The sequence below is a fragment of the Methylobacterium sp. FW306-05-D genome (genome assembly GCF_058782155.1).
This window is the reverse complement of the sequence record NZ_JBYSXL010000003.1, coordinates 119,773-135,783: the sequence shown is the minus strand read 5'-3', so window position 1 is coordinate 135,783 and position 16,011 is coordinate 119,773. Positions and strand designations below refer to the sequence as shown.

The window sequence follows — 16,011 nt, the reverse complement described above, 5'->3', positions numbered from 1 at the left end:
GAATGGAGGGCGTATCGCGAATCCACCGAGCCTTAACCGCCTGTTTACCAAGACTACCAAATGTCGGGGAGGACGGATCTGCCATTAACCCCTCCCTCGTGTTTCGGTGGTGGGGGGCGCTCGCGGATCGAGCCATGGACTTCGCCGAGTCAGGTTTGACGATGACACGCAACGCGCCCCTCGACCTCGAAGGCTTCGACCCCGACGTTCTTGAGGCGGCGCGGGACGTGGCGCGCCGGGCCGGCATTCCGGTCGAGACCTGGATCGCCTCCATCGTGGACCCCGCTGCCCGCGGAGACAGGACCGCGGCCGCCCCCGAGAATCCGCGTCCGCAAGCGCCCGAAACCGCGAAGAGCGAGACGCCCCAGCTCGGCGCAGCGCCGGCGCCGGTCGAGATCAGGGCCACGACTTCCCCCGGCGGCCCGCCCGCCGCCGCGACCGGCAAGAACGCCGCGCTCACCGAGATGATGCGCCGCCTCGACGGAATCGACCAGCGCATCGGTGCCGAGGCACCCGTGCCGGCGGCCTCCATCGCCGCGAAGGCCGAGCCGGCCTCCGAGATGGCCCAGCGCCTCGCCGAGATCGAGCGCCGGATGACCGAGATCGGCGAGCAGCTCGCTTCGCCGCGCCCCCTCGGCCGTCGCGGCCGGCCGGCCGTCACCGAGGTCCGTGACGCTGTCACCGAAATTCGCCAGCGCCAGCGGGAGCTGGCCGGCGCTCCCCCGGCCCCCGCGCCCGCCGCCGCGCCGACGACGCTCGTCGACGCCCCGGCCATCGCCGAACTCCAGAGCGAGGCGACCCGCCTGCGCGAATCGATCGGCAGTCTCGCCAGCGGCCGCGAGGTCGGCGCGCTCGAAAAGGCGATGCAGACCCTTGCGGCCGGCGTCCAGAATGCGCAGGTCCCCGCCGATCTCGCCGCCGTCGCCGCTCCCATCGCGGCGATCCGGGCGCAGGTGGAGCGCCTGGCCGAAGACGTCGCCGAGAACGTGCATGCCCGCATCGCGGCCGATGTCGAGCGCCTCGCCACCAAGATGAACGGGACGTTCCAGGGCGCGTCCTCCGGCCTCGCCGAGGGGGACGTCGTCGCCGGGCTGTTCCGGGAGCTCGATGAGGTCCGTCGCCTGATCGGCGCGCTCGCCGGTCCGGAGCGGATTCAGAGCCTCGCCACCGGGCTTCAGGCCATCAGCAACCAGATCTCGCAGCTCCAGGCCGGCATGGGCGGCGAGGGCTCCGGCATGGCGGAGCTCCGCCCCCTGCTGGAGGAGATCCGCATCGGCCTGCGGTCGAACGCCGAGACCGGCATCGGCGAGCAGATCCAGCAGATGGACGCCAAGCTCGACGCCCTGCGCGGGGCGGGTCCGATGGCCGCCCACCAGGATTCGGACATCATCCTGCACCGGATCGATGCGCTGTCCGAGAAGGTCGACCGGGTCAGCATCAATCCGGTCGGCGACCTGATCGGGCGCCTGGAGGATATCGGGGCGACCCTGCGCCGGCCGGCGCAGCCGGACGAGAACCTCGCCTCCATCCATGGCATGCTGCACGAGCTGACGGTGAAGCTCGACCGGATCGGCACGAGCGAAGGACCGCGCGACGAGGGCCTCGACGCCCTGGAGCAGCAGGTGCTGGCCCTGGCCGAGCGCATCGACACCCGCGACGCCGACCCGGCACTGGCCGGCCTCGAGCGTACCATGACCGACCTCCTCGATCAGGTCTCGGCCCTGCGGGCCGAGGCGCCGATGGAGGCCGCCGTGGAACGCGCGGCCCGCAACGCGGTCGCCGAAACCATGGGCGCTGCCTCCGAAACCGGCGAAGTCGCGCTCCTGCGGGCGAGCCTGGCGGACCTGCGCGCGCATCAGGTCGCCTCCGAGCAACGGATGCAGTCGACGCTGACCGGCGTCTATTCCGCCCTGGAGCGGCTGGTCGGCCGCATGGGCACCGCCGACCCGGACGCTCCCCTTCCGCTGACGCCCCGTGCGCCGCGTGACCTTTCCCAACGAGACACGGCCAGGGAGCCGAGTGCCGAGCAGCCGGCCGGCGCCGGTCCGCCGCGCCGGCCGGATCCGGTCCGGGCCGAGCGCACCCATGTGTCCGGCCCCGACCTGCCGCTGGAGCCCGGGGCCGGTCGACCGGGCCGCGAGCGGTCCGCCGGGCGCATCGAGACGGGCGACTCAGCCGCCGCCGACAGCGACATCAAGACGAGCTTCATCGCCGCCGCCCGGCGCGCAGCCCAGGCCGCGCAGGCCGAGGCCGCGGGCCAGACTGGCGCGACCGACGCGGACGGCATCCGCAACGCGGCCGATGCCGGGCAGCGCGAAGGCCGCTTCGGACGCTTCCGCAGCGGCATCGACCGGCGCCGCAAGCCGCTCCTCCTCGGCCTCGCGGCGGTCGTCCTGCTCCTCGGTGCCCTGCAGGCCCTGAATGCCCGCCGGACTTCCAGCGAGCAGGCCGCCGCCGAGCCGGTGGCCGCCCTGTCGGCGCCCGCGAACCGCGACGCCGGCCCTGCGTCCGAGACGGCTGCAAAGTCGCCGGAGGCCATATCTTCGGACGCCAAATCTTCGGATGGGAAATCCACAGGCCCGTCCGTCGCCGATCCGCAGACGACGCAGAGCCTCGCCGAGGGCGCGCCGGCCAAGGCCGTCGAACCCGCCGCCCGCTCCCTTGTGCCGCGCGTGACCACGATGGCGGGCCTCTCCGCCGACCTCGCCGTGGTGCCGCCGGCCCTGGTCAAGCTGCGTCAGGCCGCTCTCGACGGCGACGGCGCGGCTGCCTACGACCTCGGCATGCGGGCGGCCGAGGGTCGCGGGATGGGACGCGACCCGGCGCTCGCGGTGAAGATCTTCGAGCAGATCGCGGCCAGCGGTTTCGCACCGGCGCAGTACAAGCTCGGCAGCCTGTACGAGAAGGGCGTCGGCGTCGCCCGCGACCTGAACCAGGCCAAGCTCTGGTACGGCCGCGCCGCCGAACTCGGCAATGCCCGCGCCATGCACAACCTCGCCGTGATCTACGCCGAGAACCCGGCCGCCGGCGGCAAGCCCGACTTCGCCACCGCCTCTCTCTGGTTCAAGCGCGCGGCCGAGTTCGGCCTGCGCGACAGCCAGTACAACCTCGCGGTGCTGTATGCCCGGGGCATGGGCGTTCAGCAGGATCTGGCCCAGTCCTTCCTCTGGTTCTCCGCCGCCGCGGCGCAGGGCGACGAGGATGCCGCGAAGAAGCGCGACGACGTGGCGGCCAAGCTCGACGCCAAGGCTCTGGGCGCCGCCCGGGCGCAGGTGGCGGCCTTCAAGCCCAAGGTGCCGGAGCCGGCCTCCAACGAGATCCCGGCGCCGCTGCCGACCGAGAACACCATGAGCCTCCTCGGCGCGCCGCCGCCCTCCGGCAACGTTCCGCCGGCGCGGCGGATCTGAGCGGGCGCCTCACGGAGATGCGAGCTTCTGCCGCCATTCCGCAATGCGGCGAACCCGGCGGTCCGGCGTTGTCGAAGGGATGACGCCCGGACCATACTGACCGGGTGGCCCATTCCATAGGGCAGGCCGTCACCGCGGGGCGGCCTGGACAAGCGGAGAGCCGATGGCACGCGTGACGACGGTTCCCCCGGTCGCCCTGATCCTGGGGATCGCCGGGCTGATTCCGTTCCTGGGCTTTGCCCTGCTCGCCTATAGCGGCTCCGATGGCGGCCTCGGCACCATCGGCCTCAGCCCCCGTCTCGTCCTCTCGACCTACGGCGCCGTGATCGCGTCGTTCCTCGGCGGCATCCGCTGGGGCGCGGCGGCCGCCCGCAACTCGGGCGGAGCGGACTATGCCATCGCGATCCTGCCCTCTCTGATCGCCTGGGCGGCTCTGGCGGCCCCGGCGCCCTGGGACCTGCGTATCCTCGGGGTCCTGGTGCTCGCCTGGGGCCTCGTCGACCAGGATTTGCCGCGTCGCGGCCTCGTCCCGGTCTGGCTCGGCCGCCTGCGCCTCGCCCTGTCCGGCGTCGCGGGCGCCTCGCTGCTGCTCGCCGCCTGACCCCGCGCCGGCCGCCTCAATCCTTGCTCAGCATCGCCTTGCCGATGGCGAAGACGCGTCCGTCCCCGAGGAGATGCGCGGTGAATCCGGCGGGGAACAGCGGCTCGAAGGCGGCGTTGCGGACATTGAGGCCGCCCGCATAGGCGCCGAAGGCCGGCATGACCAAGCGGCGGCCGTCGGTGATGAAGCAGCGTCGCCGCACCGCGCGACCGCGCATCGCGACCTTGCCGCAGGGATGCAGGTGGCCGGCCACCTCGCCCTCCGGAGCGTCGAGGGTCGGCTCGTGCCGAAGGGTCAGCCCGCCCACCCTCAGGGTCTCGGCGTAGCGTCCGCCGACGCCCTCGCTGACCGCATGGTCGTGATTGCCGGCGATCCAGACCCAGTCGCGGCCCTCCTGAAGGGCGGCCACCATGGCACGGTCGCCGGGCTCCATCCGGTCGGGCCCGCGGGCGTCGTGGAAGGAATCCCCCAGCGCCACGACGCAGGCCGGATCGAGCCGGGCGATCACCTCGTGCAGGCAAGCCAGGGTCTCGCGGGTGTCGTAGGGCGGCAGGAATTGGCCGGACCGGGCCGCGAAGGCCGAACCCTTCTCCAGATGAAGATCGGACACGATCAGGGTGCGGTGCTGAGCGAGCCAGAGGCCGCCGCAGAGATCGAGGGCGACGGCTTCGCCCGCGAGCGTCAGGCCGGGGGCCCGGGTGGTCTTCTCAAGTCTCTGGCCGAGCGCCAAAACCGCATCCTCTGCGTTCGGGGAAGGGCGTTTCACCACGCGCTCAGGCCAGCGCTTCTTCGAGCAACTGCGCCTCGGCTTCGGCCAGAATCTCGTCTGCGCCCTCGCCGTAGACCCGTTCGCGCCCGATCTCGAGCATGACGGAGACGGAGAGCGGCGAGACGCGATCGAGCGCCTTGTGGATGATTCGCCCCTGGATGCGCCTCAACATCATACCGAGGCGCTTCACGTCGAGGAGTCCGGTTGCCGCATCCTGGCGTGCCGCCTTGAGGAGGAGGTGGTCGGGCTGGTGCTTGCGCAGCACGTCGTAGACGAGGTCGGTCGAGATCGTGACCTGCCGCCCGGTCTTCGCCTGGCCTGGATAGCGCCGCTCGATCAGGCCGGCGATGACGGCGCATTGCCGGAAGGTGCGCTTCATCATGGCGGATTCGTCGAGCCAAGCCTCGAGATCGTCGCCGAGCATGTCCTCGGCGAACAGCATCTCGAGAAAGTCCGGCTCCCGGCCGATGCGCTCGCCGACATCCCGGTTGAGCCAGATCGCGATCCCGTAATCGTTGGCGGCGAAGCCCAATGGCCGCATCCGTTCCCGCTCCAGGCGCCGGGTGAGCAGCATGCCCAGCGTCTGGTGCGCCAGCCGCCCCTCGAAGGGGAAGGCGGTGATGTAGTAGCGCCCGGCGCGCGGGAAGGTCTCGACCAGCAGGTCCCGCTCGCCGGGCAGGAGCGAGCGGCTGCGCTGCTGCAGGAGATAGGAGGCCACCTGCTTCGGGAGCCGGTCCCACTCGAACGGATCGGCGATCAGGGCCCGCACCCGCGCGGCGAGGAAGGTCGAGAGCGGAAACTTCGCCCCGGCGTAGGAGGGGATCGCCGGATCGGTGCCCGGCCCGGCCCGGGTCGCCAGCGCCTCGTCCTCGGACAGGCCCTCGAAGCGCAGGACCTCGCCGGCGAACAGGAAGGTGTCGCCCGGGGTCAGGGTGTCGGCGAAATCCTCCTCGATCTCCCCCAACACCCGGCCGCCCTTGGGCAGGATCGCGCCGGGCTTGCCGCGCACGCCGCGGGCGAGGCGGACCTTCACCTTGGCGGATTCCACGATGGTGCCGACATTCATCCGGTACTGCTGGGCGATGCGGGCGTCGCGCACCCGCCACAGGCCGTCCGGCCCGCGCAGGATCTTGGCGAAGCGCTCGTAGGCACGGAGTGCGTAGCCGCCGGTGGCGACGTAATCGACCACCGCTTCGAAATCCTCCCAGGACAGGGTCGCGTAGGGGGCGGCCGAGACGATCTCCTCGTAGAGCTGCACCGGATCGAAGGCGTCGGCGCAGGCCATGCCGAGGACGTGCTGGGCGAGCACGTCGGGAGCGCCGAGGCGGGCGTCGGGCGTGTCCTGGGCGGCGGCCTCGACGGCGTCGAGGGCGGCCTGGCATTCGAGCATCTCGAAGCGGTTCGCCGGCACGAGGTAGGCCTTGGACGGCTCGTCCATGCGGTGGTTAGCGCGCCCGATGCGCTGCATGATCCGGCTCGCCCCCTTCGGGGCCCCGATGTTGATGACGAGGTCGACGTCGCCCCAGTCGATGCCGAGGTCGAGGGTGGCGGTGCAGACGATCGCCCGCAACTGCCCGGCCGCCATCGCGGCCTCGACCCGGCGGCGCTGCGTGGCGTCGAGCGAGCCGTGATGCAGCGCGATGGGATAGTTCGCGTCGTTGATCCGCCAGAGTTCCTGGAAGGTGTACTCGGCCTGGAGACGGGTGTTGACGAACACCAGCACGGTCCGGTGCTGCCCGATGAGCTCGTAGATCGCCGGCATCGCCTGCCAGGCCGTATGACCGGCGAGCGGGAGGGTGAGGCCGGTATCCAGCATGCGCAGGTCGGGGGCGGCACCGCCCTTGACCACGACGAGCTCGGCCATGGCGACCGCCGGTTTCGCCGCGGAGGAAGCCGGAACGGGCTGCTGCGGCACGAGATAGCGGCGCAACTCGTCCGGTTCGCGCACGGTGGCGGAGAGGCCGATCGCGGTGAGGCCCGGGCCCAGGCGGTGCAGGCGGGCGAGCGCCAGGGACAGGAGGTCGCCGCGTTTGGACGTCACCAGCGCGTGCAACTCGTCGAGCACCACGCAGGAGAGGTTGGCGAAGAGGTCCGCCGCCTCCCGGTGTGCAATGAGGAGGGCGAGCTGCTCGGGCGTGGTCAGCAGGATATCGGGCGGGCGCGCGATCTGGCGGGTGCGCTTGTGCGAGGGCGTGTCGCCGGTGCGGGTCTCGACGCGCACATTCAGCCCCATCTCTGCGATGGGGGCGTCGAGGTTGCGGGCGATGTCGACCGCGAGCGCCTTCAGGGGCGAGACGTAGAGGGTGTGCAGGCCCCGCGACTTCGTCGAGGCGGGCCGCGCCGCCAGGGCGGTCAGGCTCGGCAGGAAGCCGGCCAGCGTCTTGCCGGCCCCCGTGGGTGCCACGAGTAGGGCCGAGCGGCCGTGCCCGACGATGTCGAGGAGTTCAAGCTGGTGGGGGCGGGGCGCCCAGCCGCGCGCGGAGAACCAGGCGGCGAAGCGCTCCGGCAGCGGCGATGCGGCGGCGCGCTTGCTCAGGCCAGGGCCATCAGGAAACGGTCGATGAGCTCCAGCGCCCGCTCGGACATCGCACCGGGATAGCGCACGAAGATGTGGCAGCCGCCGGGATAGATCGCCGTATGGCCGCCATTGCCCGCAGCCGCCCAGCGGGCCGACATGTAGAGCGTATCGTCGAGGAGCGGATCGTGGGTGCCCACGGTGAACAGGGCGGGCGGCAGCCCTTTCAGGTCGGCATAGACCGGCGAGACGTCGGGTCGGCGCCGGTCGATCCCCTCGCGGACATAGACGTTGGCGAAGTTGGTGAGGTCCTGCGTGTTCACCACGAGGCGTTCCTCGCCCCAGTTGCGCACGCTTGGGGTCAGGCCGAGATCGAAGAAGCCCGCATTCAGGTTGGCGCCCCGGAAGGCGCGGGGCAAGCCGTGCTTGTCGCGCAAACGCAGCAGCACCATGACGGCGAGCTGCGCACCGGCCGATTCCCCGCCGATGGTCAGGGCGGAGATCCCGAACTCGGCACGGCCCGGGCCGGCGAGCCAGAGGGCGGCGGCCTCGCAATCCTCAAGGGCGGCCGGGTACGGGTGCTCGGGCGCGAGGCGGTACTCGACCGACAGGCAGACGAAGCCGCAGATGTCGGCGATCCGCTCCAGCCAAGGGTCCTGTTCGTCGGCCGAACCCCAGACCCAGCCACCCCGATGGATGTGCAGGTAGGCGCCCCGCAGCTTCGTCCACTTGCGTGCATCCGGACGGATGACGCGCAGCTGCAGAGGACCGCCGGGTCCGTCGATCGTCAGGGTCTCGGCACGGGCGCTGCGCGGCATCGCCGGCGAGGCCTGCGTGCCCTGGCGGCGGCGCGCGCGCACCTCCGTGATCGGGATCGACCACGGATCGACCTGCGCGGCATGGGCAGCCACGATCTCCGCGTTCAGGCGCTTGGTCTCGGGATCGATCATCGCCGGATCGAACAGGGCGTGGTCGATCATGGAACGGTTCGTTTCATCAAGGGGTCAGTCTGCGGGGCGCGGGTCAAACCGGGGAGCGTGATCGCATCACCAAGATGGGACCGTGCACGGGTGCGTGCCATCCGTCCCTGGTGCGAACACGCCTAACGCACTCGGATGGGTCGGGTTTCGTGCGAACTGTGTCGCTTGCGTCACGGTTCCGCCGGGTTCACGGGGTTGAGAGGCGACATCGTACGGCTCCAGGACCTTCCCATGACGCTCGACCACGACCCGCGCCGCCCGCCGTCCTACGGGGGGCAGCCCTATGCTGGCGCGCCGTTCCCGGACCAGGGCCGACGCTCGGCCCTGCGCCGCTTCCTCGGCGGCTCGCCGGCCGCCGTGTTCATGAAGCTCCTGTTCCTGTCGGTGCTGGTCGGCGCCGTGATGGCGACCCTCGGCGTCACCCCCGGCCTGCTGTTCTGGCACGCCTACGACGCGGTGCGGACCCTGATCGACCTCGGCCTTGCCACCTTCCACGATTTCGGCCGCTGGATCCTGGCTGGCGCGGTGGTGGTGGTGCCGCTCTGGCTTCTCTCGCGCTTCTTCGCGGTGTCGAAGTAGCGGGGTTCGGACCCGCTCCAACGAAGAAGGGGCCGGTGTTGCCACCGGCCCCTTGCCAAGAACGCTTGCGAAGAACCCTTGCCAAGAACGTCTGCCCTCGAGGCGCGAAGTTCAGCGCTGGACGATGACCTTCGCGCCGACCTTGGCGCGGGTGTAAAGGTCGGCCACGTCGTCGTTGGTCATGCGGATGCAGCCCGAGGACACGGCGGTGCCGATCGTCTCCGGCTCGTTCGAGCCGTGGATGCGGTAGATCGAGTTGCCGAGATACATGGCGCGGGCGCCGAGCGGGTTCTCGATGCCGCCCTTCATGAAGCGCGGCAGGTCGGGGCGGCGGCGCAGCATCTCGGCCGGGGGACGCCAATCGGGCCACTCGCGCTTCATGGTGATGGTCTGCACGCCACCCCAGGTGAAGCCCGGACGACCGACGCCGACGCCGTAGCGCAGGGCCTTGCCGTCGCCGAGCACGTAGTACAAGCGCCGCTCGGCGGTGGAGACCACGATGGTGCCCGGGGCGTAGCTGCCCGCATAGGCGACTTCCTCGCGCTGGATCGCCGACATCTGCGGCACCGCCGAGGACGGGGCCATCGGGTCGGCGGCGGGCAGGGAGGCGTTGGCGGTGGGGAGCGCCACGGGCTCGGCCTGCGGCCGCACCCGGATGACCAGGGCGTTGTCGAGCGGCTGGCGGGTGAGCGGGTCGATCTCGTAGGCGGCGGCGGGCGAGGCCCACGCGCCCAGCGCGCAGACGAGCCCGGTCAGGGCGGGGGCGAAACGGCGCATCGGAGCCTCTCAAAGGCGAACGTAGTCTGTGGAAACGGCTTGGAAAACTTGACGCACGGTACGGTGCGAAGTGTGCCCAAGACGTAAACGCTCACGCTTCAAAGCCAAGCCGAATTCGCACCGCAGCGACGCTTGCCGCAGCGTCGTGATTTCGTGGCAACACCGTGGCACCTTGGCCGTGGCGAAGCTGCTCAGACCGCATCGAGGCCGAGATCGATGATCGGCGCGCTGTGGGTAATCCAGCCGCAGGAGATCAGGTCGACACCGGAGGCCGCCACCGCCCCGACGGTGTCGCGGTTGATCCGGCCCGAGGCCTCGGCGATGGCGCGACCGTCGATCATCGCCACGGCCTCGGCGAGCCGCTGTGGCGACATGTTGTCGAGAAGCACGGCATCGGCATTCACCGAGAGCGCCTGTTCGAGCTGCGCGAGGGTGTCGACCTCGACCTCGATCTTCACGAGGTGGCCGGCATAGGCGCGGGCGCGCTCGATCGCCGGCACGATGCCGCCTGCGACCGCGACGTGGTTGTCCTTGATCAGCACGGCGTCGTCGAGGCCGTAACGGTGGTTCGAGCCGCCGCCGGCGCGGACCGCATGCTTCTCCAGGGCGCGCAGGCCCGGCGTGGTCTTGCGCGTGCAGACGATGCGGGCCTTGCCGTGGGGACGGGCCGCCTCGACGAGGGAAGCAGTCGCGGTGGCGACGCCCGACATCCGGCAGAGCAGGTTGAGAGCGACGCGCTCGGCCGTGAGGATGGCGCGGGCCGGACCGGCCAGACGGATCACCACGTCGCCGGGCTTTACCCGGGCGCCGTCACCGAGCTCCACCGTCACCGCCACGGTCGGATCGATCAGCCCGAAGGCGATCACGGCGGTGTCGACGCCGGAGATCACCCCATCCTGGCGCGCGGCGATGACGCCCTCCAGCCGGGCGCTGGCCGGCACGATCGCGTCGGTGGTGATGTCGCCCGCCCGGCCGAGATCCTCGAGCAACGCCGCGCGGACGATGGGCTCCACCATCAGGCGGGGCAGGGGGGGCAGCTCAGACGCTTCGGACATGGTCCAGATTCCGGAAGGGAGGACGAGGAGCCTGCCCCGCCTGTGGCGGCGGGACAGGCTCGCGGGGTCAGGCGGCGGCGACGGCCCGCCCGGGCTCGACGGCCTCGGTCATCGCCCGGAGGTCGGACAACGTCAGTTCGGTGTGTCCCGGTGCGTCCTGGGCGGGGTGGTCGCTGCGCCAATGAGCGCCGCGGCTTTCCCGCCGCGACAGGGCCGAGGCCGCGATGGCGAGCCCCGTCAGGGCGGCATCGCAGCCGGCCCAGGCAGACGGGGCGAGGCGACTCACCGCCTCCGTCAGCCCGTCCGCCTCGCGAACGACGCCGACCTGCCGTTCCATCACGGCGCGCAGGGCGTCGCGATCGGACTCGCCGCGGGGTGACGCGGCCTCGGCACGGGCGTGAGCCGGCGCCGGGACGGCGGAAACGGCCTCGGCGATCCACGGCGCGAAGGCCATGGCTTCCAGGAGCGAGTTGCTGGCGAGGCGGTTGGCGCCGTGAAGCCCGGTCGAGGCGACCTCGCCGCAGGCGAAGAGTCCCGGCACCGTGCTGGCGCCGGTCGCGTCCACCATCACGCCGCCCATGTGGTAGTGCGCCGCCGGCCGGACCGGGATCGCCTGCGTTCGCGGGTCGATGCCGGCGCCGGCGCAGAGGCCGGCCACGGTCGGGAACCGCGTCGCCATGCGGTCTCCGAGCTCGCCCCGGCAATCGAGGAACACCTGCGCGCCGCGCGTCAGCGCCTGGAAGATGCCGCGTGCCACCACGTCCCGCGGAGCGAGGTCACCGCCGGCGATGCCGGCCATGACCGGCGCGCCGGTTTCGTCGACGAGCCGCGCCCCTTCACCGCGCAGCGCCTCCGTGGCCAGCGGCATCGGATCGGCGCCGGTGGCGATGGCGGTGGGGTGGAACTGCACGAACTCCATGTCGCGCAGTACCGCACCGGCCCGGACCGCCAGAGCGAGTCCGGCGCCGGTCGCGCCGCGCGGGTTGGTGGTTGAGGCGTAGAGCGCCCCGACCCCGCCGGTGGCCAGCACCACGGCCCGGCCGGGCAGGGCGATGCGGTGGCCGTCGCGCTCGCAGACCACACCGGCGACGGCGCCGCGGTCATCCCGCATGAGATCGCGTGCCGAAGCGACGAGGATCGTGATGGAGGGTGTCCGCTCCACCACTCGGACCAGCGTCTCGAGCACCATCCGGCCGGTGGAATCCCCCCCGGCCCGAACGATGCGCCGGCGGGAGTGGGCCGCCTCGAGCCCGAGAGCGAGGGCTCCGGCGGCGTCCCGGTCGAAGGGAGCGGCGAGGCCGACCAGCCAGTCGATCAGGCCGGGGCCGGCCTCGGCGACCCGCAGGGCGACGTCGGCCTCGGTCAAGCCGGCGCCCGCCGCCACCGTGTCGGCGGCGTGCAGCGACGGCGCGTCGTCGCGGCCCATGGCAGCGGCGATGCCGCCCTGTGCCCAGCCAGTGGCGGTGCCGAACCCGAGGGGGGCGGCGGTGACCACGGTGACGGGGCGCGGCGCGAGGCGCAGGGCCGTGGCGAGGCCGGCGATGCCGGCGCCGACCACGATGATCCGGTCCGAGTCCGGACGCGCGAAGGAGAAGGGAGCGTGCGCGTTCATCGCGTCCGCACCGCGAGCATGCGTTCCACCGCCATCCGGGCGCGCTCGGCGAGTTCGGGTTCCACCGTAACCTCCACCGTCATGGTCTCCAGCGCGTGGCGGATGTTCTTCAGGCTCATGCGCTTCATGTGCGGGCACAGGTTGCAGGGCTTGATGAACTCGATGTCCGGATTGGCCGCCGCGATGTTGTCGCCCATGGAGCACTCGGTCACGAGCACCACCTGCTTGGGCCGCTTCTCCAGGACGAAGTTCATCATCATCGCGGTGGAGCCCGAGAAGTCGGCCTCCGCGACGACCTCCGGCGGGCATTCCGGATGGGTGATGACGGTGACGCCCGGATAGCTTTCGCGGACTTCGCGGATATCGGCGGGCGTGAACTGCTCGTGGACCTCGCAATGGCCCGCCCAGGTCAGAATCTCGACCTCGGGCACCATCGCCTGGACGTTCTGCGCCAGGAACTCGTCCGGAATCATCAGCACCCGCGGCGCGTTCAGCGAGCGCACGACCTCGACCGCATTGCCGGAGGTGCAGCACAGGTCCGACTCGGCCTTCACAGCCGCGGAGGTGTTGACGTAGGTCACGATCGGAACGCCGGGATACTTCTCCCGCAGGCCGCGCACGTCCGCCGCCGTGATCGAATCGGCGAGCGAGCAGCCGGCCCGGCTGTCGGGGATCAGCACCGTCTTGCCCGGGTTCAGGAGCTTTGCGGTCTCCGCCATGAAGTGGACGCCGGCAAGCACGATGACGTCGGCATCGACCGTCACGGCCTCGCGGGCCAGCGCCAGGCTGTCGCCGACGATGTCCGCCACGGTGTGGAAGATCTCCGGAGCCTGGTAGTTATGAGCCAGAATGACGGCGTTGCGCATCTTCTTCAGTTCGAGGATCGCGGCCACGTCCTCGGCCAGCGCCGGCCACTCGATCGCCGGCACGTGACGGCTCACGCGCTCGTAGATCTCGGGGAGGGGAAAGTCCGGGGGAAGGCCTCGGGAAGCCGGGCCGATCGGGAGACTGGTCGCCGCCATTGACGCGTCCTCACTTATGCTCAAACTGAGCATTGTGCCGACTAACGTAGGCGGCCCGGACCGCCTTGTCCAGATATGCAGGGTTTGAGCATAAGGTTTTTGCGATGCGAAAATGACGCTGCACCGCGAATGTCATTCGCGTCGAACGTGGGCGTTCAGGCGGGGCGGCGGGCCGGGCGCAGGCGGAAGCCCGGGGCCGGGCGCTCCAGCAGCACCTCCCGGCGGAAACGCACGAGGCGGGCCGGGCGGCCAGTGGCGCCGCTGGTGACGTCGTCGGTCTCCTCCACCAGCCCCTGCTGCGCCACGAGGCGACGGAAGTTCTGCTTGTGCAGGTTGGTGCCCGACAGGGCCTCCACCGTGCGCTGAAGCTGGAACAGCGTGAAGGTCGGCGGCATCAGCTCGAACACCACCGGACGGTACTTGATCTTGCCCCGCAGGCGTCCGATCGCGGTGGCGAGCACCCGGCGATGATCGAGGGCCATGGGCTGACCGGTGATCGCGAGATCTTCCTCGCGGGCTTCGCCGGACTGGCCCTGCGCCTCCGGGATCAGCCCGGCCTCGAACAGCAATTCGTAGCGCTCCAGCACGCGCTCCTCGTTCCAGGCGCCGCCGCAGAGTCCGAAGGTCAGGCCGAGGCGGTCCTCGCGCCGGCGCCGCAGCTTCGGATCGGTCGCCTGCTCGACCCAGGCGAGAAGCTTGGTCTCGATCTCGCCGAGTGATTCGGGTCGGCCCGCGCGCCAATCCTCCCAGGGCAGGTAGCGGTACCAGTTGCGCCAGGAGGCTTCCGCGAGGCCGCCCGGACGGACCTCGCGCACCAGGGCGAGATAGGCCACCGACAGGGAATGGAGGCCGCCGGCATCGTCGCCCTGCCGATCCCGGTCTCCGAAGGTGTAGAGCTGCTCGACGTAGCCGAGGCGTTGGTGGGTCTGGCGCTCCACCCAGGCGCGCAGGCCGCGCTCCAGGGTCGGGTGCTCCGGCACCAGGGGGCCGGCCGGAAGGCCGTCGGAGCGACCCCTGGCCTGCCCGCCGACCTGCACCGTGAGCGCGCGCGGCTCGCCGTCGGTGGCGGCGATGATCACGGCCACGAGCCCGACGGCGGACGGATTGGAGAGCGTGCCCTCCAAATCCCGCTGCGTCTCCTCCACCGTGGTCACGCCGCCCGATCCCCGCCCGTTATCCGCTCGTTGCTCATGGCACATCGCATGCGCGTGATGAACGTGGAAAAACGGTCGCGGCGGATTCGTCCCAGGTCCGAAGTCGTCGGATGCCTCAACCCTGATGGCGGGGGAGCGCACGCGCCGGGTTGCCTACGACCGTCGTGCCGTCCGCCACGTCGCGGGTGACGACGCTGCCGGCCCCGATGATGGCGTGGTCGCCGACGGTGACGCCGGGCAGCAGGATCGCCCCGCCGCCGATCCAGACGTTGCGGCCGATCCTGATCGGGCGGGCGAATTCGAGCCCGGCCTCGCGGGGGCCCGGCTCGCGCGGATGGTCGGGGGTGAGGATCTGGACGCCGGGCCCGATCTGGGTGCGGTCACCGATGCTGACCGCAGCGCAATCCAGGATCACGCAGCCGAAGTTCAGGAAGACATGGGCACCGAGGCTGATATGCAGACCGTAGTCGCAGTGGAACGGCGGCCGGATCACCGTGCCCTCGCCGACGGCGGCCAGACGCTCGCGCAGCAGTTCGCGCCGGGTCGCGGGCGTCTCGGCCAGGGCCGCATTGTAGCGCTGCATCCAGGCCTTGCAGGCATGGCTGTCGGCGTGGAGCTCCGGATCGTCGGGATCGTAGAGTTCGCCGGCGAGCATCTTCTGCTTCTGCGTGCGGTCCATGTGGGGGCACCTCCGGTCTGGGCTCAGGGGATCGGGGGTGGGAACGCGTTCGGCGCATCGAAGGCTCCGCCGAACGCGCCGGGCCTTCCGGTGACGGGAGCACGGTCCTACACTGGAGTGGAACGGCGACGAACCGGGGGAAACGCAGCGTGATCGGACGGGACGAAGCCATCGGCCGGGGGCGGCCCGTCGATCTGCGGCTCTATGGCCTTCTCGACACGGGGGTCTCCGGCACCGATGGCGGGCGCCTCGCCGCCATGGCGGCGGAGGCGGTTCAGGGCGGCTGTACCCTTCTGCAGTACCGGGAAAAGTCCATCGCCGATGCCCGCGCCGCCTTGGCTCGCATCCGGGCGATTCACGCGGCGCTCGCGGGCACGGGTGTGCCGCTCCTGATCAACGACCGTGTCGATCTCGCGCTGGCGGCCGGCGTCGAGGGCGTGCATCTCGGTCAGAGCGACCTCCACCCCGCCGACGCGCGTCGCCTGCTCGGCCGCGAGGCGATCATCGGCCTCACCCTGAAGACCGGCACTCAGGCCGACGAACTCTATCGCCTGCCGGTGGACTATGCCTGCATCGGCGGAGTGTTCGCGACGACGAGCAAGGACAATCCCGATCCGCCGGTGGGCCTCGACGGTCTCGCCCGCATCGTCTTCCGGGGCCGCCTCGCCCGCGGTGCCGCTTTCCCCCTCGGGGCGATCGCGGGCATCGATGCCAGCAATGCGGCGGCGGTGATCGAGGCCGGCGCGGACGGGATCGCGGTGATCTCGTCGCTCTTCGCCGGCGAGTCGGTGGAGGGGCGCGCCCGCGACCTGCGCTTCCGGGTCGATTCCGCCCTCGCCGCGCGGGGCGTGGCGGCCTAAG

General features: G+C 71.3%; 13 protein-coding genes. 4 read left to right on the top strand and 9 right to left on the bottom strand.

Features of this window, described 5'->3' with window-relative positions:
• Window positions 1-161: 161 nt before the first annotated feature.
• Together AC3WLN_RS02735 and AC3WLN_RS02730 are read left to right on the top strand one after the other, a co-directional pair.
• Window positions 162-3,407: a hypothetical protein gene (locus tag AC3WLN_RS02735; RefSeq protein ID WP_492479372.1), complete on the top strand. Its 3,246-nt coding sequence runs from the start codon at window positions 162-164 to the stop codon at window positions 3,405-3,407.
• Between the two features lie 163 nt (window positions 3,408-3,570).
• Window positions 3,571-4,008: a DUF3429 domain-containing protein gene (locus AC3WLN_RS02730; protein ID WP_492479371.1), complete on the top strand. Its 438-nt coding sequence runs from the start codon at window positions 3,571-3,573 to the stop codon at window positions 4,006-4,008.
• Between the two features lie 16 nt (window positions 4,009-4,024).
• Here the strand turns inward: AC3WLN_RS02730 and pdeM are convergent, their stop codons facing one another.
• The 3 genes from pdeM to AC3WLN_RS02715 are packed head-to-tail and all read right to left on the bottom strand — an operon-like array spanning window position 4,025 to window position 8,272.
• Window positions 4,025-4,738, bottom strand: a complete 714-nt coding sequence (pdeM, locus tag AC3WLN_RS02725; protein WP_492479394.1) for a ligase-associated DNA damage response endonuclease PdeM — start codon at window positions 4,736-4,738, stop codon at window positions 4,025-4,027.
• Window positions 4,739-4,781: 43 nt separating this feature from the next.
• On the bottom strand, window positions 4,782-7,313 hold the full coding sequence (locus AC3WLN_RS02720) for a ligase-associated DNA damage response DEXH box helicase (protein WP_492479393.1): 2,532 nt from the start codon (window positions 7,311-7,313) through the stop codon (window positions 4,782-4,784).
• Entirely contained in the window at window positions 7,310-8,272 is a 963-nt protein-coding gene (locus AC3WLN_RS02715) for an alpha/beta hydrolase (RefSeq protein WP_492479370.1), read from the bottom strand. The genes AC3WLN_RS02720 and AC3WLN_RS02715 overlap by 4 nt, the downstream gene beginning before the upstream one ends.
• 231 nt (window positions 8,273-8,503) lie before the next feature.
• Here AC3WLN_RS02715 and AC3WLN_RS02710 point away from each other — a divergent pair, with 231 nt between their 5' ends.
• Window positions 8,504-8,851: a DUF6460 domain-containing protein gene (locus tag AC3WLN_RS02710; protein WP_492479369.1), complete on the top strand. Its 348-nt coding sequence runs from the start codon at window positions 8,504-8,506 to the stop codon at window positions 8,849-8,851.
• A gap of 111 nt (window positions 8,852-8,962) precedes the next feature.
• Here the strand turns inward: AC3WLN_RS02710 and AC3WLN_RS02705 are convergent, their stop codons facing one another.
• The 6 genes from AC3WLN_RS02705 to AC3WLN_RS02680 form a co-directional block, all read right to left on the bottom strand.
• Window positions 8,963-9,628, bottom strand: coding sequence for a L,D-transpeptidase (locus AC3WLN_RS02705; RefSeq protein ID WP_492479368.1), 666 nt, complete (start codon window positions 9,626-9,628; stop codon window positions 8,963-8,965).
• 191 nt (window positions 9,629-9,819) lie between these two features.
• Window positions 9,820-10,683 (bottom strand): carboxylating nicotinate-nucleotide diphosphorylase, encoded by an 864-nt coding sequence (gene nadC, locus AC3WLN_RS02700; RefSeq protein ID WP_492479366.1) that lies wholly within the window; start codon window positions 10,681-10,683, stop codon window positions 9,820-9,822.
• Between the two features lie 67 nt (window positions 10,684-10,750).
• Window positions 10,751-12,295: an L-aspartate oxidase gene (locus tag AC3WLN_RS02695; RefSeq protein ID WP_492479365.1), complete on the bottom strand. Its 1,545-nt coding sequence runs from the start codon at window positions 12,293-12,295 to the stop codon at window positions 10,751-10,753.
• Entirely contained in the window at window positions 12,292-13,317 is a 1,026-nt protein-coding gene (gene nadA, locus AC3WLN_RS02690; protein ID WP_492479364.1) for a quinolinate synthase NadA, read from the bottom strand. Before nadA ends, AC3WLN_RS02695 begins: the two co-directional genes overlap by 4 nt.
• 155 nt (window positions 13,318-13,472) lie before the next feature.
• Window positions 13,473-14,462: an NUDIX hydrolase gene (locus AC3WLN_RS02685; RefSeq protein WP_492479392.1), complete on the bottom strand. Its 990-nt coding sequence runs from the start codon at window positions 14,460-14,462 to the stop codon at window positions 13,473-13,475.
• 124 nt (window positions 14,463-14,586) lie between these two features.
• Window positions 14,587-15,150 (bottom strand): sugar O-acetyltransferase, encoded by a 564-nt coding sequence (locus AC3WLN_RS02680; RefSeq protein WP_492479362.1) that lies wholly within the window; start codon window positions 15,148-15,150, stop codon window positions 14,587-14,589.
• 149 nt (window positions 15,151-15,299) lie between these two features.
• Here AC3WLN_RS02680 and thiE point away from each other — a divergent pair, with 149 nt between their 5' ends.
• Complete coding sequence (gene thiE, locus AC3WLN_RS02675) at window positions 15,300-16,010, top strand: thiamine phosphate synthase (protein WP_492479361.1); 711 nt, start codon at window positions 15,300-15,302, stop codon at window positions 16,008-16,010.
• The last annotated feature ends 1 nt before the right edge of the window (window position 16,011 follow it).

Bases quoted from the DNA above. Each gene is read 5' to 3' on its own strand.
- AC3WLN_RS02735 (WP_492479372.1), top strand. From the start codon at position 162: ATGACACGCAACGCGCCCCTCGACCTCGAAGGCTTCGACCCCGACGTT.
- AC3WLN_RS02730 (WP_492479371.1), top strand. From the start codon at position 3,571: ATGGCACGCGTGACGACGGTTCCCCCGGTCGCCCTGATCCTGGGGATC.
- AC3WLN_RS02715 (WP_492479370.1), bottom strand. From the start codon at position 8,272: ATGATCGACCACGCCCTGTTCGATCCGGCGATGATCGATCCCGAGACC.
- AC3WLN_RS02710 (WP_492479369.1), top strand. From the start codon at position 8,504: ATGACGCTCGACCACGACCCGCGCCGCCCGCCGTCCTACGGGGGGCAG.
- AC3WLN_RS02705 (WP_492479368.1), bottom strand. From the start codon at position 9,628: ATGCGCCGTTTCGCCCCCGCCCTGACCGGGCTCGTCTGCGCGCTGGGC.
- nadC (WP_492479366.1), bottom strand. From the start codon at position 10,683: ATGTCCGAAGCGTCTGAGCTGCCCCCCCTGCCCCGCCTGATGGTGGAG.
- AC3WLN_RS02695 (WP_492479365.1), bottom strand. From the start codon at position 12,295: ATGAACGCGCACGCTCCCTTCTCCTTCGCGCGTCCGGACTCGGACCGG.
- nadA (WP_492479364.1), bottom strand. From the start codon at position 13,317: ATGGCGGCGACCAGTCTCCCGATCGGCCCGGCTTCCCGAGGCCTTCCC.
- AC3WLN_RS02680 (WP_492479362.1), bottom strand. From the start codon at position 15,150: ATGGACCGCACGCAGAAGCAGAAGATGCTCGCCGGCGAACTCTACGAT.